This is a genomic window from Paenalkalicoccus suaedae (genome assembly GCF_006965545.2).
GTDB classification, from domain to species: Bacteria; Bacillota; Bacilli; order Bacillales; family Salisediminibacteriaceae; genus Paenalkalicoccus; species Paenalkalicoccus suaedae.
The window spans coordinates 1,311,375-1,334,000 of sequence record NZ_CP041372.2; the positions used below are offsets into that span (position 1 = coordinate 1,311,375).

General features: G+C 42.7%; 23 protein-coding genes. 20 read left to right on the plus strand and 3 right to left on the minus strand.

Features of this window, described 5'->3' with window-relative positions:
* Nucleotides 1-74 precede the first annotated feature (74 nt).
* The 4 genes from FLK61_RS07100 (at nt 75) to hemY (ending at nt 5,834) form a co-directional block, all read left to right on the plus strand.
* Nucleotides 75-2,204 carry a transglycosylase domain-containing protein gene (locus FLK61_RS07100; protein WP_347338992.1) on the plus strand — a complete coding sequence of 710 codons (2,130 nt, stop codon included), beginning with the start codon at nt 75-77 and terminating at the stop codon, nt 2,202-2,204.
* Between the two features lie 223 nt (nt 2,205-2,427).
* Nucleotides 2,428-3,471 (plus strand): uroporphyrinogen decarboxylase, encoded by a 1,044-nt coding sequence (hemE, locus tag FLK61_RS07105; RefSeq protein WP_176008790.1) that lies wholly within the window; start codon nt 2,428-2,430, stop codon nt 3,469-3,471.
* A 20-nt stretch (nt 3,472-3,491) separates the two neighbouring features.
* On the plus strand, nt 3,492-4,427 hold the full coding sequence (gene hemH / locus FLK61_RS07110; RefSeq protein ID WP_176011166.1) for a ferrochelatase: 936 nt from the start codon (nt 3,492-3,494) through the stop codon (nt 4,425-4,427).
* A gap of 3 nt (nt 4,428-4,430) precedes the next feature.
* Complete coding sequence (gene hemY / locus FLK61_RS07115) at nt 4,431-5,834, plus strand: protoporphyrinogen oxidase (protein WP_176008791.1); 1,404 nt, start codon at nt 4,431-4,433, stop codon at nt 5,832-5,834.
* Between the two features lie 668 nt (nt 5,835-6,502).
* On the opposite strand, the gene FLK61_RS07120 is transcribed toward hemY, so the two are convergent.
* Complete coding sequence (locus tag FLK61_RS07120; protein WP_176008792.1) at nt 6,503-7,450, minus strand: agmatinase family protein; 948 nt, start codon at nt 7,448-7,450, stop codon at nt 6,503-6,505.
* A 193-nt stretch (nt 7,451-7,643) separates the two neighbouring features.
* Between FLK61_RS07120 and FLK61_RS07125 the strand changes: the two genes are divergently transcribed.
* The 14 genes from FLK61_RS07125 to yajC all read left to right on the plus strand — a co-directional run bounded on the left by FLK61_RS07125 (nt 7,644) and on the right by yajC (nt 18,552).
* Entirely contained in the window at nt 7,644-8,174 is a 531-nt protein-coding gene (locus FLK61_RS07125) for a Spo0B C-terminal domain-containing protein (protein ID WP_176008793.1), read from the plus strand.
* A gap of 21 nt (nt 8,175-8,195) precedes the next feature.
* A complete protein-coding gene (gene obgE, locus FLK61_RS07130) occupies nt 8,196-9,479 on the plus strand; it encodes a GTPase ObgE (RefSeq protein WP_176008794.1) in 1,284 nt (427 codons plus the stop codon).
* Nucleotides 9,480-9,653: 174 nt separating this feature from the next.
* On the plus strand, nt 9,654-10,100 hold the full coding sequence (locus tag FLK61_RS07135) for an ACT domain-containing protein (RefSeq protein WP_176008795.1): 447 nt from the start codon (nt 9,654-9,656) through the stop codon (nt 10,098-10,100).
* Nucleotides 10,101-10,122: 22 nt separating this feature from the next.
* Nucleotides 10,123-11,007 (plus strand): prephenate dehydratase, encoded by an 885-nt coding sequence (gene pheA / locus FLK61_RS07140; protein WP_176008796.1) that lies wholly within the window; start codon nt 10,123-10,125, stop codon nt 11,005-11,007.
* Between the two features lie 83 nt (nt 11,008-11,090).
* Nucleotides 11,091-11,816: a SafA/ExsA family spore coat assembly protein gene (locus tag FLK61_RS20195; protein ID WP_283811894.1), complete on the plus strand. Its 726-nt coding sequence runs from the start codon at nt 11,091-11,093 to the stop codon at nt 11,814-11,816.
* Between the two features lie 71 nt (nt 11,817-11,887).
* Nucleotides 11,888-12,502, plus strand: coding sequence for a YhcN/YlaJ family sporulation lipoprotein (locus FLK61_RS07150; RefSeq protein WP_176008797.1), 615 nt, complete (start codon nt 11,888-11,890; stop codon nt 12,500-12,502).
* Between the two features lie 83 nt (nt 12,503-12,585).
* On the plus strand, nt 12,586-13,311 hold the full coding sequence (locus FLK61_RS07155; RefSeq protein ID WP_176008798.1) for a YebC/PmpR family DNA-binding transcriptional regulator: 726 nt from the start codon (nt 12,586-12,588) through the stop codon (nt 13,309-13,311).
* 60 nt (nt 13,312-13,371) lie between these two features.
* Nucleotides 13,372-13,575, plus strand: coding sequence for a hypothetical protein (locus tag FLK61_RS07160; RefSeq protein ID WP_176008799.1), 204 nt, complete (start codon nt 13,372-13,374; stop codon nt 13,573-13,575).
* Between the two features lie 571 nt (nt 13,576-14,146).
* The gene (gene ruvA, locus FLK61_RS07165; protein WP_176008800.1) at nt 14,147-14,743 is read left to right on the plus strand and encodes a Holliday junction branch migration protein RuvA; all 597 of its coding nucleotides are present in this window, start codon (nt 14,147-14,149) and stop codon (nt 14,741-14,743) included.
* A 9-nt stretch (nt 14,744-14,752) separates the two neighbouring features.
* Nucleotides 14,753-15,748, plus strand: coding sequence for a Holliday junction branch migration DNA helicase RuvB (ruvB, locus tag FLK61_RS07170; RefSeq protein WP_176008801.1), 996 nt, complete (start codon nt 14,753-14,755; stop codon nt 15,746-15,748).
* A 2-nt stretch (nt 15,749-15,750) separates the two neighbouring features.
* Complete coding sequence (locus FLK61_RS07175) at nt 15,751-15,963, plus strand: DUF2905 domain-containing protein (RefSeq protein ID WP_176008802.1); 213 nt, start codon at nt 15,751-15,753, stop codon at nt 15,961-15,963.
* Between the two features lie 20 nt (nt 15,964-15,983).
* On the plus strand, nt 15,984-17,021 hold the full coding sequence (gene queA / locus FLK61_RS07180) for a tRNA preQ1(34) S-adenosylmethionine ribosyltransferase-isomerase QueA (protein ID WP_176008803.1): 1,038 nt from the start codon (nt 15,984-15,986) through the stop codon (nt 17,019-17,021).
* Between the two features lie 8 nt (nt 17,022-17,029).
* Nucleotides 17,030-18,169, plus strand: coding sequence for a tRNA guanosine(34) transglycosylase Tgt (gene tgt / locus FLK61_RS07185; protein WP_176008804.1), 1,140 nt, complete (start codon nt 17,030-17,032; stop codon nt 18,167-18,169).
* Between the two features lie 119 nt (nt 18,170-18,288).
* Nucleotides 18,289-18,552 (plus strand): preprotein translocase subunit YajC, encoded by a 264-nt coding sequence (yajC, locus tag FLK61_RS07190; protein ID WP_176008805.1) that lies wholly within the window; start codon nt 18,289-18,291, stop codon nt 18,550-18,552.
* Between the two features lie 38 nt (nt 18,553-18,590).
* On the opposite strand, the gene FLK61_RS07195 is transcribed toward yajC, so the two are convergent.
* Entirely contained in the window at nt 18,591-18,968 is a 378-nt protein-coding gene (locus FLK61_RS07195) for a TIGR04086 family membrane protein (protein WP_176008806.1), read from the minus strand.
* Between the two features lie 123 nt (nt 18,969-19,091).
* Between FLK61_RS07195 and FLK61_RS07200 the strand changes: the two genes are divergently transcribed.
* On the plus strand, nt 19,092-20,372 hold the full coding sequence (locus tag FLK61_RS07200; RefSeq protein WP_347338997.1) for an ArsB/NhaD family transporter: 1,281 nt from the start codon (nt 19,092-19,094) through the stop codon (nt 20,370-20,372).
* Between the two features lie 59 nt (nt 20,373-20,431).
* Nucleotides 20,432-21,064 carry a DUF421 domain-containing protein gene (locus FLK61_RS07205; RefSeq protein WP_176008808.1) on the plus strand — a complete coding sequence of 211 codons (633 nt, stop codon included), beginning with the start codon at nt 20,432-20,434 and terminating at the stop codon, nt 21,062-21,064.
* Here the strand turns inward: FLK61_RS07205 and spoVB are convergent.
* Entirely contained in the window at nt 21,061-22,551 is a 1,491-nt protein-coding gene (spoVB, locus tag FLK61_RS07210; protein ID WP_176008809.1) for a stage V sporulation protein B, read from the minus strand. The two genes, FLK61_RS07205 and spoVB, sit on opposite strands and share 4 nt — an antisense overlap.
* Nucleotides 22,552-22,626 lie beyond the last annotated feature (75 nt).

Sequence of the window (22,626 nt, forward strand, 5' to 3'; positions counted from 1 at the left end):
AATTGAGCGATTTTGAAACATAATGTGTGAGAAAGTCGTATTATATGTAGGTACGTTTTTTTTAGGGGGTGCTCATGATGATGAAAAAGATCACGTTTAGTATTATTTTTATCCTGCTTGTAAGTATCGCAGGAGTCACCACATACCTTGGTATTATCCTATTCGGTAATTATGCAATAGATGAAACTGATTTAATTATGAAAGAATCCACTACAATTACAGATACAGACGGACAAGAGATTACGAGACTTTTCACGGAGAATAGAGAAGTTGTCGGTATAGATGAGATACCAACGCATGTACGTGAGGCCTTTATTGCGGTCGAGGATCAACGCTTTATGCAACATACAGGCATTGATTTTCGCTCAATAGGACGGGCTTTATATCGGGATATTATGACACAGTCAGCAGCAGAGGGTGGAAGTACGATTACCCAGCAACTAGCTAAAAATGTGTTTTTATCTCCCGAAAAATCGATTCTACGTAAGACAGAGGAAGTATTGATTGCGATCAACTTAGAGCATCGGTATTCAAAAGAAGAAATTCTCGAAATGTATTTAAACCGTATTTATTTTGGTCATGGGGCACACGGTATTCAAGCTGCCTCTAAGCTCTATTTTGATAAGGATGTCTCGGAATTAGCTGTTGAAGAAGGAGCGTTACTTGCCGCTCTACCTAAAGGGCCTAATTTGTATTCTCCATTTATTGATGCAGAAAATAGTAAGCAGCGCCGTGACGTTGTCTTACGACTTATGCAACAGCAGGAGTACATCACAGCGGAGGAGACGGTTGCTCTTCAAGGGCGTACGATTCCAACTGAGCAACATAGTATCGTTGCGAACCCTGCACATTTAACGTATGTAGATCTTGTGATTGATGAAGCGGTAGACACGTATGGTATTAGTGAGACGGCTATTTTAGAAGGTGGCTACGAAATCGTCGTCGCAATGAATCAAGAGATGCAGGAGTCGTCCTATAATCAATTTCAACAGGCGGCAACCTTTCCAGAAGCCCCTGAGTCCAACCCAGTTCAAGGAAGCTTTGTCCTACTCGACAATGAAACCGGGGGCGTAACAGCCGTTCAGGGTGGAAGAGACTACGTAAGAAAAGGCTTTAATCGAGTGACGGCGCTCAGACAGCCAGGCTCTACCTTTAAGCCGATAGCTGTTTATGCGCCAGCTTTAGAATCTGGCAACTATCATCCTTACTCCTTGCTTTCGGACGAGGAGCAAGCGTTTGGTGACTATACACCAACTAATTTATCCGGCTCGTATAGCGGAGAAATGTCCATGTATGATGCGCTTAGAGATTCTATTAATATGCCATCTGTTTGGCTTTTAGACCAAATCGGTGTTGACTATGCAAAGCGATTTTTAGCACTGCAGCAGATGAATCTCGATGAAAGTGGACTTGGGATCGCACTAGGCGGTCTTACAGACGGAGTTAGCCCCATGCAAATAGCAGCTGCCTACCGAACGTTTGCAAATGATGGACTTTACTCTGAGCCCTACTTTATCGAGGCTATTTATGACCGAGATGGTGAACTTGTCGCACAGGTTGATCGTGAGGAAGTCCAAGTCATGTCTGAGCAAACAGCGTGGTACATGACACGTATGCTAGAGTCAGTAGTAACAGAAGGGACAGGTCAGGCTGGAAGCTTTGACGGGGCACTTGCTGGTAAAACAGGAACATCGCAAGGGACACGAGACATTTGGTTTGCAGGCTTTACACCTGAAGAAAGTGGCGTCGTTTGGATGGGACAGGATCGCACCATCGAAGGCGAAGAGATAACCATGTCGAGTTCGTCCGCTGTACAAGCATTTAAGTCTATTCTTTCCTCTGATAGCGATCGTTTAATGGCGTTTGAACGTCCGGAAGGAATAACAGACTTAGAGGATCCGATTCGCTTTGTTGCCATCTCTGACTTAGAAGCCGATATGTCCCCAGGTCTGTTTGGGGGCACCATTGATTTACGCTGGTCAGAAAGTGACGATGATCGTCTGCACTATCGAATTTATAAAGTAGAAAATGGAGACCGTTCCTTTGTAGATGAAGTTGTCGGTGACGGAAGTTATACTATTAGCCGAGTCAACTTTTTCTCCTCATCCACATATGTAGTCGTGCCGTTTGACCCTCTTACAAATAGAGAGGGAGACGCCTCGAATCTTGCAGAAGCAAGTTGGCAACTTTTCTCAAGCCGCTAGATTGGAGAACTATTTATTATAGGAAAAAGCTCAGCGAAATACTCTACTTTGAGTGGCTGGGCTTTTTTGTTCACGTCTTTTCTGTGACGAAACGAGGTTTTTACTTTCACAGAGCGACAAAAAACGTTAAAATGTGAAACGGATATAAAAATATGTTCTGAGCGGTCTTCTTTAGGGAAGAATGACCTAAAAGAGGGATTTGGACAGATTAGAGGTGTAATACGTGAATACGTTTAATGACACATTTTTGAGAGCGGCAACAAAGAAGGAAGTCGAGCATGTACCAGTATGGTATATGAGACAGGCAGGCAGATCGCAGCCAGAGTATCGCGAGCTTAAAAAGAAATACAGCTTAGAAGAGATTACAAAGCGTCCAGAAACATGTGCGTGGGTAACGAAGCTCCCAGTAGATCAGTACAATAACGATGCAGCGATTCTTTACAAGGATATTATGACTCCGCTTCCAGGGATCGGAGTGGATGTAGAGATTAAAGCGGGAATTGGTCCAGTTATTGATAAACCAATTACGTCCATGCAGGACGTAGACAAGCTCTATGAGCTAACTCCTGAGAAGGACGTTGATTTTGTTTTAGAAACAATTAAAATCTTACGCACACAATTAACGGTTCCACTTATCAGCTTCAGTGGAGCACCATTTACACTTGCGAGCTATATGATTGAAGGCGGACCTTCAAAGAATTACAATAAAACAAAAGCAATGATGTATGCAGAGCCCGAGACATGGTTTGCTCTAATGGATAAGCTAGGTGACATGGTCATCACGTATGTGAAAGCGCAAATCAATGCAGGCTCGCAGGCAATCCAGCTCTTTGACTCTTGGATTGGAGCACTTAACCAAGAAGACTATCGCTTTTACGTAAAGCCAGTGATGGAACGAATCTTTGCTTCACTAAAAGATGAAGGCGTTCCGCTTATTATGCATGGAGTTGGAGCACGTCACTTAACGATGGACTGGCAGGACCTAGATCTTGATGTAGTTGGTCTAGATTGGCGTTATCCGATCGAAGAGGCTCGTCGTGACGGTATCGTTAAAGCGGTACAGGGTAACTTAGACCCGAGTGTTCTTATGGCTCCTTGGCCTGTTATCGAAAAGAAGGCAAAAGCAATATTAGATGCAGGCATGCAACAGCCAGGCTTTATTTTTAACCTAGGTCACGGAGTTTTCCCAGAGATTGATCCTGCGAAGCTAAAGCAGCTCACTGCTTTTATTCATGACTATTCAAAAGAAAAATTAGCGCAAAAATAACCGACAGCAAAGGATGATGAATCGTGAAAAAGAAGATGGGTTTATTAGTAATGGCATATGGTACGCCACGCTCTGTGGAAGAAATTGAGCCATTCTACACGCATATCAGAAGAGGAAGAAAGCCATCTAAAGAGGATTTAGATGAGTTAGTAGAACGCTACGAAGATATCGGAGGCATTTCGCCATTAGCACGAATTACAGAGGATCAGGCTAATGGACTGCGCGATGAATTAAACCGTCGCTACAATGATGTAGAATTTCACGTCTATCAAGGGTTAAAGCACATCGACCCGTTTATCGAAGATGCTGTATTACAAATGAAAAAAGATGGTATTAAAGAAGCAGTAAGTATTGTACTTGCGCCTCACTATTCCACGTTTAGCGTTAAGTCATACAACGGACGTGCAAAAGAGGAGTCTGAGCTTATTAATGGTCCATCGATCACGAGCGTAGAGAGCTGGTACGAGGAGCCTAAGTTTGTGAAGTACTGGGCGGATCAAATTAAAAAGACAGTTGGCCAAATGTCTGACGAGGAGAAAGAGCATCACGTGGTAGTATTCTCCGCTCACAGTTTGCCAGAAAAGATCCTTCAAAACGGTGACCCGTATCCGCAACAGCTTGAGGACACGGCTAAGCTTATTGCAGAGAAAGCTGGTATTAAAAACTTTGCTATTGGTTGGCAGAGTGAGGGAAATACGCCTGATCCTTGGATTGGACCAGACGTGCAAGATTTAACTCGTGATTTATACGAAAAAGAAGGATACAAAGCATTTGTCTATTGCCCAGTTGGCTTTGTAGCGGATCATTTAGAGGTACTTTACGATAACGACTACGAGTGTAAAGTAGTAACGGATGAGGTTGGAACAGGTTACTATCGCCCTGAGATGCCGAATGCTAAGCCGGAGTTCCTAGACGGATTAGCAGACGTAATTCAAAAGCATTTAGGAGACAAGTAAACCATGTCAAAAAAACGAGTTGCAATTATTGGTGGAGGAATCACTGGATTAACTGCAGCTTACTTTATCCAAAAAGAGATTGCCAGAGGCACCATGGACGCGGACTATGCTTTGTATGAAGCTGGTCCGCGTTTGGGTGGTAGCATTCAAACAGATTACACAAACGGTTTTGTCATTGAGCAAGGTCCAGATTCATTTTTAACACGCAAAACAAGTATGAGTGAGCTAGCAAACGAACTAGGGCTTGTGGATGACCTTGTGACCAATCAATCTGGAGCTTACATTTTGCATGATAAAAAGCTTCACCGCATTCCTGAGGGAGCGGTAATGGGCATTCCAACGAAGTGGAGGCCGTTTTTATCGACTGGATTATTTTCTTTTAAGGGTAAAGTTCGAGCAGCCCTCGATTTAGCGTTACCAAAATCACATCATACTGGCGATCAGTCTGTTGGAGCTTTCTTTAGACGCAGGCTTGGTGATGAAGTTGTCGATAATCTCATTGAGCCCTTACTCTCAGGCATTTACGCTGGAAATATTGATCAACTAAGCTTACAAGCAACGTTCCCACAGTTTCAGCAAATCGAGCAAAAGCATCGTAGCTTAATCCTCGGTATGAAGTCGCAGCAGGCAACCCAGCAAAAAATTCAACCGATCTTTGTTGGACCTGACAAAAAGCCAGCTAATATGTTTTTAACATTTGAAGGTGGCTTACAGTCAATCGTGGAGGCGTTAGGTGAACGTTTAGAGCATGCGCATGTAAATATGCCTGTAACGTCTGTGGAGAAAGACGGAGAGCGGTACAGAGTGACGTTTAATGATGGCACAGTAGATGTCGTCGATCATGTTATCATGACGACAAGGCATCAGCATACTGCGGAGATTTTGTCTCAGTATGATTTTGTAAAGCCTTTGAAGGAAATGACGGCTACTTCTGTTGCAACAGTGGCAGTCGCGTACCCACTGTCTGCGATTAAAAAGGATTTAGATGGTACTGGTTTTGTAGTGTCTAAAAAGTCCAACTATACGATTACGGCTTGCACGTGGACGCATAAAAAATGGCCTCATACAGCACCTGAAGGGTATGGATTACTTCGGGCTTATGTTGGTCGAGCGTCGGATGAGGCAATTGTGTATGAGTCAGACGAAGTCATTATGGAAGCAGTTAAGCGTGACTTTAAAGATATTATGGGAATTGAAGAAAGCCCGAGTTTTTATAAAATTAAACGCTTCGAGCAATCGATGCCTCAGTATGAGGTTAATCACGGTAATAAAATTGCTTCTGTTCGCGAAAAGCTAAAGGAAACACTACCAGGAGTAGTGCTCGCTGGTGCAAGCTATAACGGAATTGGTTTACCGGATTGTGTCAATCAGGCTAAACAGGCGATTGATGAAGTGATGGACAGGTAAATAAATGTTTGAGAGCTACTAACTATTCGGTTGGTGGCTTTTTTTGTTGTTGAGATTGAATGAAGATGATTTACATGATTTTGACTGAGTGACTGACTTATTGGGTGAGGGCTAATTGCTTTGTTTGAAGGGAGTGCTTTAAAAATGAATCTATTCTTTTGTATTAAAGTGATGAACCTCTTTTATTGAATACACGCATGGTATAGCTTTTTGCGCGGAGTGCCACTGTATTTTTACGTATGTATGGTGTTCTGGCGCTAGTTGAGGTTCAATGAAGCGTTAGTGCTTTAAAATGTTTAGGGAGTGCAGGATTTACATTAAGAAATGTTCCTATTTGGAGAAATATGTGCCGTATGTAGGAGTTATGTTCCGCATTTCAGAGTTATGGACATCATGCCTGTTGCTTAAAGAGTTATGTACCAACCTATAATAGGTACGGGCCAAAACCTACCTTTATCTGCTTCCAGTTTCTATCAAAAATTGTGATGCAACCTCGCTTTGTACATGTAACAGATTACATAATCTCTGCCCTATCTCCACAAAAAAAGACCGACTACACCTTACGTAGTCGGCAAAAAAGTTCCTTAATGAAAAATGCGAATTAAGGGGAGTTAATATACTTAATTCCACCTATATTATTTTTAAAACTAGATACAAGGACTTATTTATTACTTAACTAAACCTTGTCTCTTAATTTCTCCAGCCAACGCATAAAGAGCGACAAAGCTTGCGAAGTGAGAGCTGAAGTCCGTTTGGTCCTGCTGTGGGTAAACCTCAACAAAGTCCATTCCGACAACTCCTAATGTACAAATCTCATGAACCATTTGTAAGAGCTCATAAGAAGTAAGTCCGTTTGCATCTACAGGTCCTCCAGGATTATATGCATGATCTAACACATCACTACAAATACTCAAGTAAACGACATCTGTGTCTTTACTTGCGATTTCATATGCCTGTTTCGCGATTGCACGTGGAGAAGATGCTTGACGAATATCCTCTATGGTAAGTGTCGTAGTACCGACTGATTGAGCGAGTTGACCATTTTCCTTTTTATTACGCGGTCCATGAATTCCCATGTGCACGAGAGATTCGTTGCGCACGCCTTCTGTTTCGTAAAGGCGAGCAAAGGGTGCTCCGCGTCCGTAAGGGTCTCCGTTAGAGTGTTGATTATTATCATAGTGAGCATCTAGGTGAATGATGCCAACCTTTTTACCAGTTTTAGCTAGAGCATCAATAATGGGATACGTGATACCGTGATCGCCACCTAATGCGATGGGAAAGAGCCCGCTCTTCCATACGTTTGAGGCAAAGGCACGAATCTTCTCCATTGTCTCTTCTGGCTCGGCAGGAGTGACGGCAACGTCGCCTTTATCCCCAAGCTTCAAATGCTCAAAGACATCAATGTGATCCAACTCAGGCAAGTATCCACTATAGCGACCAGAGCTTAAGCGCATTACTTTAGGACCTAGTTCGCAGCCCGTATAATCGCCCCAAGTAACAGCGCCTTCCCATGGCACTCCGTAAACAACTGCATTCATTTCTTGTTCTTTTTCAGGATGCGTGACGAGATTTGTTCCTTGCAGAAAACAGGGTGTATTTCCGTATATATTTGTCATTGAGCTTCCTCCTCTATATGTACATACTTGTAAATTATCTTTCCTACTTTCTTAAAACGGTAAACGTCTATTTACGTAACCCTATAAAAAGTTTTGTTTCGTCTTGATTTATGCTATGATAACCGTTATGTGTGCAAAAAAATGCTATACTATATAGTGAGCTGAATTACGGATGCATAGGGGTGTGGCTGATTTGAAGCAATGGGACATGCTCGACGTACTGCGTCATTATCGTCATGATCGATTGAATGACTTGCAGTTGATTAAAGGATATTTAAAAATCGGGAGACTGGATAAAGTAGAGGCAATAGTAGAGCTTGTCGTGCAGCAAGCTTTTAATGAGAGCAGATTATCATCAATGGGGTTTGATCAGTTTGCGAAGCGCCTTATCTCCTATAATTGGGAAAGCCGACCGTTTATTGTTCAATATGAGGTCAGCACCGAAGATCCAGATTGGTCCATGCACGAGAACGATTTAGTATCTTTATTTAACCTACTGTCTGATATTTTTGATGGTAAAACAGCCGGTAGCGTCGAAAATGAGCTATTAATTAACCTAAGTGAGACGGACGGAAAGTATGTGGAGTTTGACTTTCATGGAAAGCTAATAGATATAAAAGCATTTGAAGAAGAACTGCAACAACTAAAAAAAGTTTGGATCACACGTATAGAGCAATTTACATGGTCAGAAGAAAGCTTTTATATGAAGCTTCGTTTGACCTGAATAATGAAGAGGTGAAAATCGATGTTTGTCGATAAGGTTAAGATTTATGTAAAAGGTGGAGACGGCGGTAACGGAATCGTTGCCTATCGTCGTGAGAAGTATGTACCAAACGGAGGTCCTGCTGGCGGAGACGGTGGAAAAGGCGCGGACGTTGTCTTTGAAGTAGATGAAGGTCTGCGTACGCTAATGGATTTCCGCTATCAGCGACACTTTAAAGCAGAACGCGGCGAGAATGGTATGACGAAGAACCAGCACGGTAAAAGTCGTCAGCCAATGCTTGTTAAAGTGCCACCAGGTACAACAATAATGGACGAGGCTACTGGTAACGTCATTGCCGATTTAACAGAGCATAAGCAACGAGCAATCATTGCTCGTGGGGGACGCGGAGGACGCGGTAACTCTCGATTTGCAACTCCAGCAAACCCTGCACCTGAAATTGCAGAGAATGGTGAACCAGGTCAGGAAAAGGATATTGTATTAGAGCTTAAAGTCTTAGCAGACGCTGGACTAGTTGGATTCCCATCCGTTGGTAAGTCCACGCTCCTTTCAGTAATCTCTAGTGCGAAGCCAAAAATCGCCGACTACCATTTCACAACTCTTGCACCTAACTTAGGAGTTGTGGAGACAGATGATCAGCGCAGCTTTGTTATGGCTGATTTACCTGGATTAATCGAAGGCGCACACAGTGGAGTTGGACTTGGTCACCAATTCTTACGTCATATTGAACGAACACGTGTTATTGTACACGTCATTGATATGAGTGGACTAGAAGGACGTGATCCTTATGAGGATTACATCACGATCAACGAGGAATTAAAGCAGTATAATATGCGACTCACAGAACGCCCGCAGCTTGTTGTTGCAAATAAAATGGATTTACCAGATTCCGAAGAGCATTTAGAAATGTTCCGCGAGCAGGTGGGACCAGATGTACCAATTTTCCCAATCTCAGCTGTTACGAAACAAGGACTTAATGCTTTACTTCGCGAGGTTGCGAATCGGATCGAAACAACACCAACGTTCCCACTTTACGAAGAGGACGAAACAGATCAGCGTGTTGTATACACGTATACGAAGAAGGCAGATCCATTTACGATTTCGCAGGATGAAGACGGAACGTATGCGATCTCTGGACATGAGATTGAGACAATGTTTAAGATGACTGACTTCAACCGTCATGATTCTGTACAGCGTTTTGCACGTAAGATGCGTCATATGGGTATTGACCAGGCGCTTCGTGATCTTGGTGCCGAAAATGGAGATACTGTTCGAATCCTTCAGTATGAATTCGAATTTATTGACTAAAAATAAAGCGAAACCACCTAAGCATAGCGAGGGTGGTTTTATCTTAGCTAGGAGGACAAATGTCCCCTCCTTACATACGAAATATTCAGGAAAATTCAGATTATATTTTCTCAAGTAGTTGTAAAGCTTGAATGTGCACTTTATAATGATGAAATACGGTGGGGTGGTGAAAGAATGAAACGAGCAGATCAATTTTACCTTGTCCGAGAAGATATGCTGTCAGAGGCAATGCTTAAAACAGTAGAAGCAAAAAGGCTTTTAGATAGCGAGGAGACTCGGACAATCAACGAAGCAGTAGATCGAGTTGAATTAAGTAGAAGTGCTTTTTATAAATATAAAGACGGTATATTCCCGTTTCATACGATGGTGAAAGAGAAGATTGTGACACTGTCGATTCACCTTCAGGATCAGTCAGGCGCACTGTCAAAATTACTGTCAATGGTAGCAAATACTGGTGCAAACGTATTGACGATCAATCAATCAATCCCACTTCAGGGAAGAGCAACAATTACGTTAACAATTGAGACAGCGGCGATGAACGAGGACGTATCAACGTTGCTTAAGCATATGCAAGAGCTTGATTCCGTGCGCAAAGTAGAAGTCGTCGGATCGGGTGCATAATAAGGCAAAGGGGCAAATTGGCGTGGAAAAGATAGCATATTTAGGGCCGAGGGGCTCATTTACAGAAGCAGCGGCATTAGCATTACTTCCTCATGCTGAGCGGATCGCATGCAGATCAATTCCGGACACGATGGACGCGGTAGCAGAGGATAAAGTAGAGCAGGCAATTGTTCCGATGGAGAATGCAATTGAGGGGACGGTTAATATTACGCTAGACTACTTCATTCATCATCAGCGAATGAATATGGTGGCAGAAATTGATTCGCCTATTCATCAGCATTTGTTGATCCATCCGACACGTGCCGAGGAATGGCAAGGCGTTAAAAAAGTGTATTCTCATCCGCATGCTATTGCGCAATGTCATCAGTTTTTACGAGAGTATTTACCAGATGCGGAGATTTCCTACGTAAACTCAACTGCGGCGGCGGCTAAGCACGTGGAGGATCACCCAGAGGAGAACGCGGCAGCAATTGCAAACGATATCGCAGCAGAGGCATACCATTTACAAATCGCTCAAAATACGATCAACGACTACGATAACAATCGTACGAGATTTCTTTTGTTACGAAAAGACGATAATTCGTTTAATCATCCTGTTATTTCAGAGAACACGACGTATAAAACAACGATGATGGTTAGTTTAGCGTCTGACTTTGCAGGAGCATTGCATCAAGTATTGGCTGCATTTGCTTGGAGAAAAATAAACCTTGTAAAAATTGAATCACGTCCCACTAAAACTGGACTTGGTAACTACTTCTTCCTCATTGATGTTGCAATGAAGCAGGATGATATTTTGATCCCTTCTGTCACAGAGGAATTGCGAGCACTAGGCTGTGGCGTCCATGTATTAGGTAGCTATCCATGCTTTCAGTGGGAAGAACTCTCTCGTGTCGTGCATCAAAAATAACGGACATAAGCATGCTTATTTACACATATGGTGTAAAAAAGGCATGCTTTTTTTGTGTCTATTATGCACGAGGGGTGAACGCAATGAAAATTCATATAGTGCAGACAGGAGATACGCTTTGGAAGCTCGCTAAAAAATATCACGTTGATTTTGAAGCGCTAAAAGCGGCTAATCACCACTTATCGAATCCGGACCTCATTTATCCAGGTATGAAGCTGTATATTCCTCAAGGGAAAGAGGGGAAGAAGGAATTTGTAAAAGAGACGCTTTTAAAGCCGGCTAAAGAGGTGCAAATGCCACAAGCTAAGAAGGAAGCGCCTAAAAAAGAGGCTCCAATCACACAAGCTAAAAAGGAGGCTCCAAAAAAAGTTGCACCTCAAGCCCCACAGCCTAAGAAAAAGGCATCTGTGCAAATCCAAGCGGAAGCATCATGGAAGAAGGAACAGCAGGTTGCACCACCACCACTCCCGACTACGATGCCATTACCGCCTATGCCAGAAATGCCAATCATGGAGGAGGCACCTAAGAAAGAAGCACCTAAAAAACCAGTTAGTAAACCAGCTTATGAGAAGCCGAAACCAAAGCCACAGCCACAGCCACAGCCACAGCCTCCTGCGACTCCATATCCACAGTTTGTCTCACCTGAGCAAATGCCAATGTGGTATCCAGTTGGACCAATGACGGAAGGATGTATTCCTGTTCCAGTAGTATGCGGATTTTATCCAATGAACATGCAATGTCAAACGTGCCGTCAAACTAAAGATTTCCGAGAATTTGGCGAACTATCGCCAGATCAATATAACGAGTAATCCTGCCTTTATCAACCAGCATGTTTTCCTCCTTTCACGCTCATGCTATAGGTGAAAGGAGGAATGAAATAATGAAAAAATCGCTCTTAACGTTAACATGTGCACTAACGCTAACAGCTGGAATGACAGCTTGTGGCAACATGAATCAAAACGGGGATGAGGCAGCGTATCATAACCCAAGTCACTACGGATTAGATACGCAACAGGCATCTTATTCCTATCCAGGTCAGACGACTGGAATGGCTCGAGGGGTAACTGGTAACCACCGCGAGGATATGGTGGATGAAAATGGTCTGTTAAATGGCAGGCTAACTGGTTACGATCGTCCAAACGGTAATGGTTATTATGCAACAGGCGATGGAAAGCTTGCTCGAGAGCTTGAAAAACGTGTTAGTCGTGAAGAAGGCGTAGCGGATACCGATGTCCTTGTTCGTGATAATGACATTCTAGTCGGTGTTAATTCCACGAATAATGGCATCGAACGTCGTGTCGAATCATTAGCAAAGCCGTTAGCTGGTAACCGAAATGTTCATGTTGTAACAGAAGACAATGGATTCGGTCGTATCCATGACATGGAGTCAAGACTCCGTGATGGCGGTGCTTTCGATGAGATTGGATCAACGTTTGATGCAATGCTCGATGATTTAGGCGATGCAGCAAGTCGTCCTTTCACGAGAACAAGGTAAGGAACACGGACACATGAATGGTTGCCAAAACCTTCATGTGTCTTTTATGATGAAAGGAGATGATAAAAAAGGGGATTATACTCATGGCTGGACACTCAAAATGGAGTAATATTAAACACCGTAAAGGGCGTCAGGACGCAAAGCGTGGCAAAATTTTTACCAAAATATCAAAAGAAATATTTCAAGCGGTTCGTCAGTCTGGCGATAATGCAGATACGAATGCAGCACTTCGGATTGCATTAGATAAAGCGAGACAGGCAAACATGCCCAATGACAACATTGATCGAACGATTAAAAAAGCTTTAGGTAATGTGGAAGGAATTACATACGAAGAAGTCATCTACGAAGGCTATGCTCCTTATGGAGTTGCTGTTTACGTAGAGGCTTTGACAGAAAATCGGAATCGAACTGCGGCCGAGGTACGTCTGGCTTTTAATAAGAATGGAGGCAACCTTGGTGAAAGTGGTTGTGTAGCGTTTATGTTCGAGCGAAAAGGTGTCATCGTTGCGGAAAAGACACATGATTTTGATGAGGAAGAATTTTTGTTAGAAATCTTAGAAGCTGGAGCATTGGACGCGCAGTCAGAAGAGGATGTAGTAGAGATTTATTCGGATCAAGAGGCGTTTGAGTCCGTAAAAGAAGCTGCAAACAACCAAGAGGAGCTGACGATTCTTTCGGCAGAGGTAACGATGGTGCCAGATACAAAAATGGAGCTTTCTGAAGAACAGCTAGATGAGGTTATGAAGCTTGTTGATGCACTATTTGATAGTGATGATGTACAACGAGTTTCGCATAGCGCTAAGCTATAAGAGAAAAGCTCCTCATAATTCTTTCGAGAATGTTCATACTAGGGCTAAGAGGTGATGTTAATGCCAGCTTTAGCACTAGTAGCTACTGTTTTGTCTATGCTAACCATCATTGAGCAGGATTACTGTGGTGACAAGATGGAGGAGACAGTGGTATCAATGGAGCTTGAGGCAATGGAGGATATTTGGGCGGACTATTCGGAGTGGAATTACGTCGGTCCACGAGCCAACGGTGACATGGTTTTTGAGCGGAAAACATGCGAGTAAACGAAAGGGAGCCAAGAGATTGGCTCTTTTTGTTATTGCTTAGGATAGAAATAAAAGGTGAGCTACAACAACGTATGTAAAGTCCATAAATCTGGAATGGGGAACATAACTCCGAAATGAGGCACATAACTCTGTGCAAAAAGAGGATAAAGTCCATAACTCCGAATTGCGGAACATAAAAACAGAACGGAGAACATAACTTTTACATTAGGAACATAACTCCGAAATAAAGCACATAACCATAAAAAAACTATAAAATACTCTTTGTCACACGATCAAAAGCTAGATGAAAAAGCCAAAACTAGCGCGAGAAGAGCCAACTCACCTATAACCATAGTTGCACTTCGCGCATTAAGCTAATCCATGCGCGTTTTCAATCGGTTTAGTACATAGCTCTAGGAACAGAATAGAAAGACGTTTAATAAGAACTTCATCATATCTGACAATCTTAAATGTTCCTCTCCAACTCTAACAAATCCCACCCTTTTTGAACTCCTCACAAAAAGTAGCCATTTACATGCGCTCGTATGATAAAATAGAAATGTGTGTTCGTAATATTGGAGGAATGACAATGATAGAGATGTTAACTGGAAAGGTTGTTCATATAGAGCTTGAGACGGTAACGCTAGATGTCCATGGTGTTGGCTACCTGCTTCACTGTGGGAATCCATATCGTTACCAAGAGTTTTTAGAGGAAACAGTAACAATTTATACGTACCAGCATGTACGTGAAGATATGATCCGTCTCTACGGATTTTTTCACCGCGAAGAAAGAAGGTTATTTGAGAAGCTTCTCCAAGTGTCTGGAATCGGACCGAAGGGGGCGCTTGCCATCGTTTGCTCGGGTCAGCCGACTTCCGTTGTTGAGGCCATTGAGGAGGAAAATGAGACGTTTTTAACGAAGTTTCCTGGCGTAGGAAAAAAGACAGCGAGACAAATTATCTTAGATTTAAAAGGCAAGGTCGGCGATATTATGCCTACCTTAGCAGAAGGCTTGTTTAGAACGCATGAGCCAGAAAACGATGAGCTTGAAGAGGCTTTAGAAGCATTGCGAGCACTTGGCTATGTCGAGAGGGAAATTAAGAAGATAGAGCCTGCATTAAAAGCGCAACCAGGTTCGACGGATCATTATATTAAGCTCGCGCTTCAAGAAATGCTTAAAAAGTAGGAGGGTACTATGGAAGATCGAATGATGGATGCTGATAAGCAACACGACGAAGAGCTAGAAGAATATAGCTTACGGCCCTCCACACTATCTACTTATATTGGGCAACGAGCAGTCAAAGAGAATTTAACCGTGTATATTGAAGCCGCAAAGCAACGTCAGGAAAGTCTTGATCATGTGCTATTATATGGTCCTCCTGGTCTCGGTAAAACAACGCTATCCATGATTATTGCGAATGAGATGAACGTACAGCTTCGCACGACGTCTGGCCCAGCTATTGAACGTCCAGGAGATTTAGCTGCTATCTTAACCTCTCTTGAGCCAGGAGATGTGCTGTTTATTGATGAAATTCATCGGTTGCCACGAACAGTAGAGGAGATTCTTTATCCTGCCATGGAGGACTTTTTCTTAGATATAGTCATTGGCAAGGGACCGGCTGCGAGGTCTGTGAAGCTAGATCTTCCACCCTTTACGCTTGTAGGGGCTACAACAAGAGCCGGTATGCTATCCGCGCCATTACGCGATCGGTTTGGTGTCATGAGTCGACTAGAATACTATACACCTGAAGAGTTAGAACTTATCGTAAAGCGGACGGCTGATGTTCTTCAAGTCGATGTGGAAGAAGAAGCAGCAAGAATGGTTTCTCGCAGATCAAGAGGAACGCCTCGAATTGCGAATCGTCTCTTACGTCGCATTCGAGATTTTGCTCAGGTGAGAGGGAATGGCTCTATTACGGGAGAAATAACCGATGAGTCACTGAAGCTTCTTCAAGTGGACCGACTAGGTTTAGATGAAGTCGATCATAAGCTGTTGATGGCAATGATTGAACGTTTTCGTGGAGGACCGGTTGGTATTGAGACGATCGCCGCTACAATTGGAGAGGAATCTCATACGATCGAAGACGTCTATGAGCCGTACCTTTTACAAATAGGATTCCTTCAGCGCACGCCACGTGGTAGAATAGTTACTGCTGCCGCTTATGAGCATTTTGGTTTGGAGGTCACGTAAGTATGGAGTCTATCCCAAAGCTCCTTATTTGGAGTGGACTAACCTTGCTTGTTGTAGGATTATTATGGCAGTTCTTAAGTAGGTTCATTTCTCTTGGAAGACTGCCTTTTGATATTGTGATTGAACGAGGTAATACGACCTTTTATTTCCCAATCATGACATCAATTATTTTAAGTGTTGTTTTGTCGCTTATAATTTATTTAGTTAATAGGTAAAAGTAAAGGATGATCAATATATGGACGTATCAATGTTTGACTATGAGCTTCCTGAAGAGCTAATAGCCCAAACTCCACTGCTTGACCGTGAGGCTTCTAGAATGCTTGTTGTGGATCGACAAACAGGCGAGCTTTCTCACGAACATTTTTTTGATATCACGAAGCATTTACGTGCCGGGGATACACTCGTCTTAAATGACACGAAGGTAATCCCTGCGCGTCTTTTTGGTGTGAAAGAGGAGACGGGAGCAAAGATTGAGCTTCTCCTACTTAAAGAAGAAGAGGATCATACATGGGAAGCGCTTGTGAAGCCAAGTAAACGAATTAAGGTTGGTACGAAGGTGACGTTCGGTGATGGACTTTTAGAGGCCACTTGCGTGAAGGAGTTACCAGAAGGAAGACGAACGATGCGCTTCCGATTTGATGGGATCTTTAATGAAATCCTTGATCAGCTAGGCGAAATGCCATTGCCACCTTATATTCAGGAGCAACTAGAAGAGCAGGATCGCTATCAAACGGTGTTTGCTAGAAATCGAGGCTCTGCTGCAGCACCAACTGCAGGACTTCATTTTACGGAAACCATGATAGAAAAACTCCAGCAGCAAGGCATTAATATTGCCTACATTACGCTTCACGTAGGTCTTGGCACGTTTAGGCCTGTTTCAGTAGATGACGTGGAATCACATACGATGCACTCGGAGTTTTATCAGATGACAGATGAGGCCGCAAGTCTTTTAGAGAAAACAAAGCGGGAAGGCGGTCGCATTGTTGCAGTAGGTACAACGAGTGCACGCACGCTAGAGACGATTACGAGAGATAATGACGGTGCATTTGTTACGGCATCTGGCTGGACGGACATTTTTATTTATCCAGGCTTTGAATTTAAAGCGATTGATGGATTGTTAACAAATTTCCACCTGCCTAAATCGACGCTAGTTATGCTTGTAAGTGCATTTAGTAGTCGCGATATTATTTTAAACGCTTATAATGAAGCAGTTGCAGAGCGCTATCGCTTCTTTAGCTTTGGTGATGCAATGCTTTTATTAAATAGAAAGTAGGGAAGTACATGTCAGCAATAACGTACGAGCACATTAAAACGTGTAAACAGTCAGGAGCTCGTCTTGGAATCGTTCATACTCCTCACGGATCGTTTGAGACACCAATCTTCATGCCAGTAGGAACGCTTGCTACGGTTAAGACAATGGCGCCTGAAGAGCTAAAGCAGATGAATGCGCAAATTATTTTAAGTAACACCTATCACCTATGGCTCCGACCAGGGTCTGATATTGTAAAAGAAGCTGGTGGATTGCACAAATTCATGAATTGGGATCGCCCAATATTAACAGATTCTGGGGGCTTTCAAGTATTTAGCTTAAGTGCTCTTCGTAACATTACGGAGGAAGGCGTAGAGTTCCGTAACCACCTAAGCGGAGAGAAGCTCTTCCTTACTCCAGAAAAATCGATGCACGTACAAAACGATTTAGGTCCCGATATCATGATGGCTTTTGATGAGTGCCCACCATTTCCAGCCGAGCATTCATATATGAAGGCATCTGTGGAACGAACTAGCAGATGGGCGGAGCGTTGTTTAGAAGCGCACGCTAGACCTCAGGACCAGGGTTTGTTTGGTATTGTCCAAGGCGGAGAATACGCAGATCTTAGAAAGCAAAGTGCAAAGGATCTCGTATCGTTAGATTTCCCTGGCTATGCCATTGGCGGACTTTCAGTTGGGGAGCCCAAGGATATTATGAATCAAGTGTTAGAGGAGACAACTCCTTTATTACCATCGGATAAACCAAGATATTTAATGGGAGTCGGATCCGCAGACTCACTCATCGACGGTGCAATTCGAGGTGTTGATATGTTTGACTGCGTGTTACCTACTCGCATCGCGCGAAATGGTACTCTCATGACAAGCTCTGGTCGTTTAGTAGTGCGAAATGCAAAGTTTGCGCGTGACTTCGGTCCACTTGATGAAAACTGTGACTGTCACGTATGTAAAAACTACTCACGCGCGTACATTCGCCACTTAATTAAGTGTAATGAGACTCTTGGGTTAAGGCTGTGCTCGTACCATAACCTGCACTTCCTTTTATCTTTAATGGAAAAAGTGAGAGAGGCAATCCGTCAGGATCGTCTACTCGATTTCCGCGAAGAGTTCTTTGAAGCATATGGATTTAATAAGCCAAATGCAAAGAATTTTTAATGTTTATTACGTTTTCATTGATTTTACGTAGTAAGTTTGACTAAAATAGTAATGGATATGATTATTATAGGAACATTCTCATTGATAAGAGTGTTTTGGCTGAGAAAGGAGTTGTTACAATGGAGCTATTAATGACTTTATTACCGTTAATTCTTATGTTTGCGATTTTCTACTTCCTTTTGATTCGTCCGCAACAAAAGCGACAGAAAAAGGTTCGTGAAATGCACGATTCCCTACAGAAGGGTGATAAGATTGTTACGATTGGCGGGATGCACGGTACGATTGACGCGATTGACGAAGGACGTGTTGTCATCAACGTTGATGGTACAAACAAGCTAACGTTTGATCGTCAAGCAATACGTGAAGTACGTAACGCTGACTAAATAAGAGAAGGGCTCTTGCTTTTAGCAAGGCTCTTTTTTTATGCTTGTTTTGTTCCTGAGCCAATATTAACTCCAATCATCCCACCTAAAGCCGCCAATAAGAAAAAGATGCTGTGCAATACTAGCTGACTAACGGACAGAATCGTTTGAAAGAGAAACAATTGGATCAGCACCACGCTACACGTATACATAATTGCAGTTAAGGCACCAACTAACCAACCATTTTGTCCGTTTTTGCTACCAGCTACGAGCCCCCCAATAAAGATAGATAATCCTGCAGTGCATACTAAAGCCGTAGTTAACCTTATTTCCGGCATGGCAGTAAGCTTTAAGATGATAGCGCTAATAAAACTTGTGAGGAGTATAAAGATAAATGTTACGAACATTCCTGTACTAGCACTCTTAAATAACGACACATCAATCCCTCCAATCCTGATAGTGTGAGTTTATGACTTGTCTGATGTAGATATGTCCCTTCGTTTAGCATGTTTGGACAAGCAAACTCATAAGTATGGTGGCAAGGAGGGGGTCACTTGAACGTGTTTTTAGCTAGTATCATCTTTATTATCAGTTACTTCTTTATTATTACTGAAAAAGGGAACAGGGCGCTTGTAGCCTGTATAGGCGGCGTTTTGATGCTATTATGTGGTGTCATTACGTTTGATCAAGCACTTCTGATGTATATTGACTGGCACACCGTTACACTTCTTCTTTCTATGATGATACTGGTGTCTATTACGAGTAGAAGTGGGATATTTGAATATCTAGCTATTTATCTGGCTCAAGCTGTAAAAGGCAGACCAATTCCGCTACTAGTCGTTATTGCGTCACTCACAGCCTGCGGATCTGCGTTATTAAATAATGTTACGACGGTACTTCTGATAGTACCTATTATTTTTACCATCACCTCAATTCTACAGATTTCCGCTATTCCTTATTTAATGGCAACCATTCTAGCAGCGAATATAGGAGGAACAGCAACGCTCATAGGAGATCCACCAAATGTGATGATCAGTCAGGCAGTGGATCATTTTACATTTAATTCCTTCCTTATTCACTTAGGACCTGTTGTAGCTATAATATATTTTTTAGTGATGACTGGAATTGTGTTTCTCTACCGTTCTAAGCTTTCTGTAAGAGCTGATCAAAGCAGATCACTCATGGCAATCTCCCCTAGATCTTTCATTGTTAATAAGGTCCTTGCGTACAAATCCATTTTTGTGCTTGTCATAACAACATTAGGATTTATCGCGCAGTCCTATCTGCAAGTAGGAATTACGAGTATTGCCATGGCAGGAGCACTCCTCCTGATGCTACTTGCTGCAAATGAGCATGAGACAGAGGAGGTCCTTCAGTCAGTAGAGTGGGTAACGATTTTTTTCTTTATCGGATTATTTATGCTCGTTGGGGGATTAGAGGAGATCGGATTATTGGATCACATCGCTCAAGCCATCATGTCTGTTACAGACGGTAATCTTTCTACAACAGCTTTATTAGTATTATGGGTATCTGGGATTGTGTCAGGTTTTGTTGATAATATTCCTTTTGTTGCGGCCATGATTCCAGTTATGCTTGAATTCGAAAGCTACGGTGTGCAAAATATGGACCCATTGTGGTGGGCACTTGCGTTAGGTGCATGTCTTGGCGGAAATGGCACAATCGTAGGAGCTAGCGCAAATGTCGTTGTAGCAGGCCTTGCAGTGAAAGCAAAGCAGCCATTTAATTACGTCGATTTTTTGAAGGTTGGGTTACCGACAGTCATCATTTCGTTTGTTGTCTCTACGATCTATCTATACCTTCGCTATTTTACGTATCTTTAATCACACCTTCGCATACTTCTCTCTTCTTCGGGAGAAAATAGTGGCGGAGGTGTGGCACTATGATGACAATTATTTTACGAACTGTACTCGTGTATCTCGTTATATTACTCGTATTCCGCATCATGGGGAAGCGAGAGATAGGTCAGCTATCTGTCGTTGATTTTGTGATTTCATTAATGATTGCAGAATTAGCCGCTATTGCAATTGAGAATTTTCGAGACCCTTTAGCACATCATCTCGTTCCCCTATTTCTTCTTGTATTTATTCAAATGGTGTTAGCCTATGGGGCACTAAAAAGTCAGGCCTTTCGTAAAGTAGTAGACGGAAGTCCGTCTGTCATTATTAAAAACGGTAAAATTGATGAGGGCGAAATGAGGCGACAGCGCTATAATTTTGATGATCTTCTCCTCCAGCTACGTCAAAAAGACATCTGCTTTATGTCAGATGTCGATTTTGCTATTCTAGAGCCTTCTGGCCAGCTGTCTGTTATACGTAAGCAGGAGCATCCAGCAACGATGATGCTCCCTTTTATTATGGATGGCCGGATCCAGCATGATCATTTAGAGCAGTTAGGTAGAGACGAAAGCTGGCTGTTAGCTGAGTTAAAAAAGAGAGGATTTACAGATGTTGCAGCCATCTCCTTTTGTACGTTAGATCGCGGTGATGATTTGTATATCGATTTAACGGACTAGCTAAAACGCTTTAGCTCCCGTTTTTCCACTAGTCTAAGAAGAAAGATACCAATAACATAGATACAGGAGATAGCGAATATAGCAACAAACATAGTCAGCGTGGAATAAACGTAAGAGCTTGTCCACCAAGCAAAGACCGTTGTAATAGTAAACAAGAGAATGATTTTTTGAATAAAACGGCGATCACTTGCCCAACCAATGGAGGTTGCGACAGAAATAACGTGTAAACATGTGACGACGATAAATCCAATAATAATTGCAACAGCTGTACCCATAATCCCAAACGATGCAGTAAGGACATAGATGGCCGACAGCTTTACAACCGCTCCAATAAGACTATTAACCATCGCCTGCTTTGCTGAATCAATTGCCTGTAAAACTGCCTGTAACGGACCTTGCACATAGAGAATGACACTAAATGGTGCAAGAAGACTCAAGTAAACGCCTGTTTCTGGTGCATGGTAGACCGCCCCCATAATTTCATCCGCAAAAAAGAATAGGCAAATAGCAGAGATTCCACCGGATAGCATCGAATATTTAATAACTTGATGAATTCGGTAATGAATGGCGGTGAGATCATTGCGTGAGTGCGCTTCACTGACAAATGGGACAAGGGACGTTGATAGGGCAAACGTTAAAAAAGTTGGAAGGAGGATCATTGGAATCGCAAACCCTGTCAGTTCTCCATAAAGCATGGTTCCTGCTGTTGCTGTTATTCCATACATAGCAAGACATTGAGCCACAAGTATAGGCTCAAAAAAAAGCGATATAGAGCCAATAAATCTACTTCCTGTTGTCGGCATTCCTATTTTCATCAGTCGCTGAAATGCCTGCTTCGATGGCTTTGCAGAGACGCGTTTACTTTTGCGAAACTGCAAGAGAAGATAGATGAGTGAAAACGCTTCTCCTAAAATAACGGAAACCATAGCGCCTGCTGCAGCGTATTCAATACCATAGGGCAGAAAAATCGTGGTAAGTAACGCCACGCACGTGATGCGCACAACTTGCTCCACTACAGATGACACAGCTGTTGGTACCATGTTTTGCCTGCCTTGAAAATAGCCACGGAGCACGGAGGAGACCGCTACAATTGGGATAACAGGAATGATAGCGAGTAATGGATAAAGCGCGCGCTCGTCTGTTAAAAACGTACTTGCAAGTATTGGTGCAACGAAGAATGTCAGGATCGAGAGGACAATACTTGCTGATGTCGTGATGAGAAGTGCTGTTTGTAAAATGCGTCGCCTTTCATCATAGGCGTGGCGAGCCTCGGCCTCTGCGATTAGCTTACTAACCGCAATTGGTAGACCGAGCTGAGTGAGTGTTAGCACGAGCAAAAGTGTAGGAACAGCCATCATGTAAAGACCTACACCTTCTGCTCCTAGAACTCGAGCTACGATCATTTTATTGATAAAGCCTAAAAAGCGGGTAAGGAAGCCAGCAAGTACTAATATGAGTGCTCCTTTTATAAAACTTTGTTTAGTCATCCTAATTCCTGCTTTCATTTTTTGAAATAGATAGATTTTTTTGTGTAGAATGTATATGCTTAAAGAGGATTAAAA

What these genes read in the sequence shown, in the direction of transcription:
- FLK61_RS07100 (WP_347338992.1), top strand. Translation starts at nt 75, where the DNA reads ATGATGATGAAAAAGATCACGTTTAGTATTATTTTTATCCTGCTTGTA.
- hemY (WP_176008791.1), top strand. Translation starts at nt 4,431, where the DNA reads ATGTCAAAAAAACGAGTTGCAATTATTGGTGGAGGAATCACTGGATTA.
- FLK61_RS07120 (WP_176008792.1), bottom strand. Translation starts at nt 7,450, where the DNA reads ATGACAAATATATACGGAAATACACCCTGTTTTCTGCAAGGAACAAAT.
- obgE (WP_176008794.1), top strand. Translation starts at nt 8,196, where the DNA reads ATGTTTGTCGATAAGGTTAAGATTTATGTAAAAGGTGGAGACGGCGGT.
- FLK61_RS07135 (WP_176008795.1), top strand. Translation starts at nt 9,654, where the DNA reads ATGAAACGAGCAGATCAATTTTACCTTGTCCGAGAAGATATGCTGTCA.
- FLK61_RS20195 (WP_283811894.1), top strand. Translation starts at nt 11,091, where the DNA reads ATGAAAATTCATATAGTGCAGACAGGAGATACGCTTTGGAAGCTCGCT.
- FLK61_RS07150 (WP_176008797.1), top strand. Translation starts at nt 11,888, where the DNA reads ATGAAAAAATCGCTCTTAACGTTAACATGTGCACTAACGCTAACAGCT.
- FLK61_RS07155 (WP_176008798.1), top strand. Translation starts at nt 12,586, where the DNA reads ATGGCTGGACACTCAAAATGGAGTAATATTAAACACCGTAAAGGGCGT.
- FLK61_RS07160 (WP_176008799.1), top strand. Translation starts at nt 13,372, where the DNA reads ATGCCAGCTTTAGCACTAGTAGCTACTGTTTTGTCTATGCTAACCATC.
- ruvA (WP_176008800.1), top strand. Translation starts at nt 14,147, where the DNA reads ATGATAGAGATGTTAACTGGAAAGGTTGTTCATATAGAGCTTGAGACG.
- ruvB (WP_176008801.1), top strand. Translation starts at nt 14,753, where the DNA reads ATGGAAGATCGAATGATGGATGCTGATAAGCAACACGACGAAGAGCTA.
- FLK61_RS07175 (WP_176008802.1), top strand. Translation starts at nt 15,751, where the DNA reads ATGGAGTCTATCCCAAAGCTCCTTATTTGGAGTGGACTAACCTTGCTT.
- queA (WP_176008803.1), top strand. Translation starts at nt 15,984, where the DNA reads ATGGACGTATCAATGTTTGACTATGAGCTTCCTGAAGAGCTAATAGCC.
- tgt (WP_176008804.1), top strand. Translation starts at nt 17,030, where the DNA reads ATGTCAGCAATAACGTACGAGCACATTAAAACGTGTAAACAGTCAGGA.
- yajC (WP_176008805.1), top strand. Translation starts at nt 18,289, where the DNA reads ATGGAGCTATTAATGACTTTATTACCGTTAATTCTTATGTTTGCGATT.
- FLK61_RS07205 (WP_176008808.1), top strand. Translation starts at nt 20,432, where the DNA reads ATGATGACAATTATTTTACGAACTGTACTCGTGTATCTCGTTATATTA.
- spoVB (WP_176008809.1), bottom strand. Translation starts at nt 22,551, where the DNA reads ATGACTAAACAAAGTTTTATAAAAGGAGCACTCATATTAGTACTTGCT.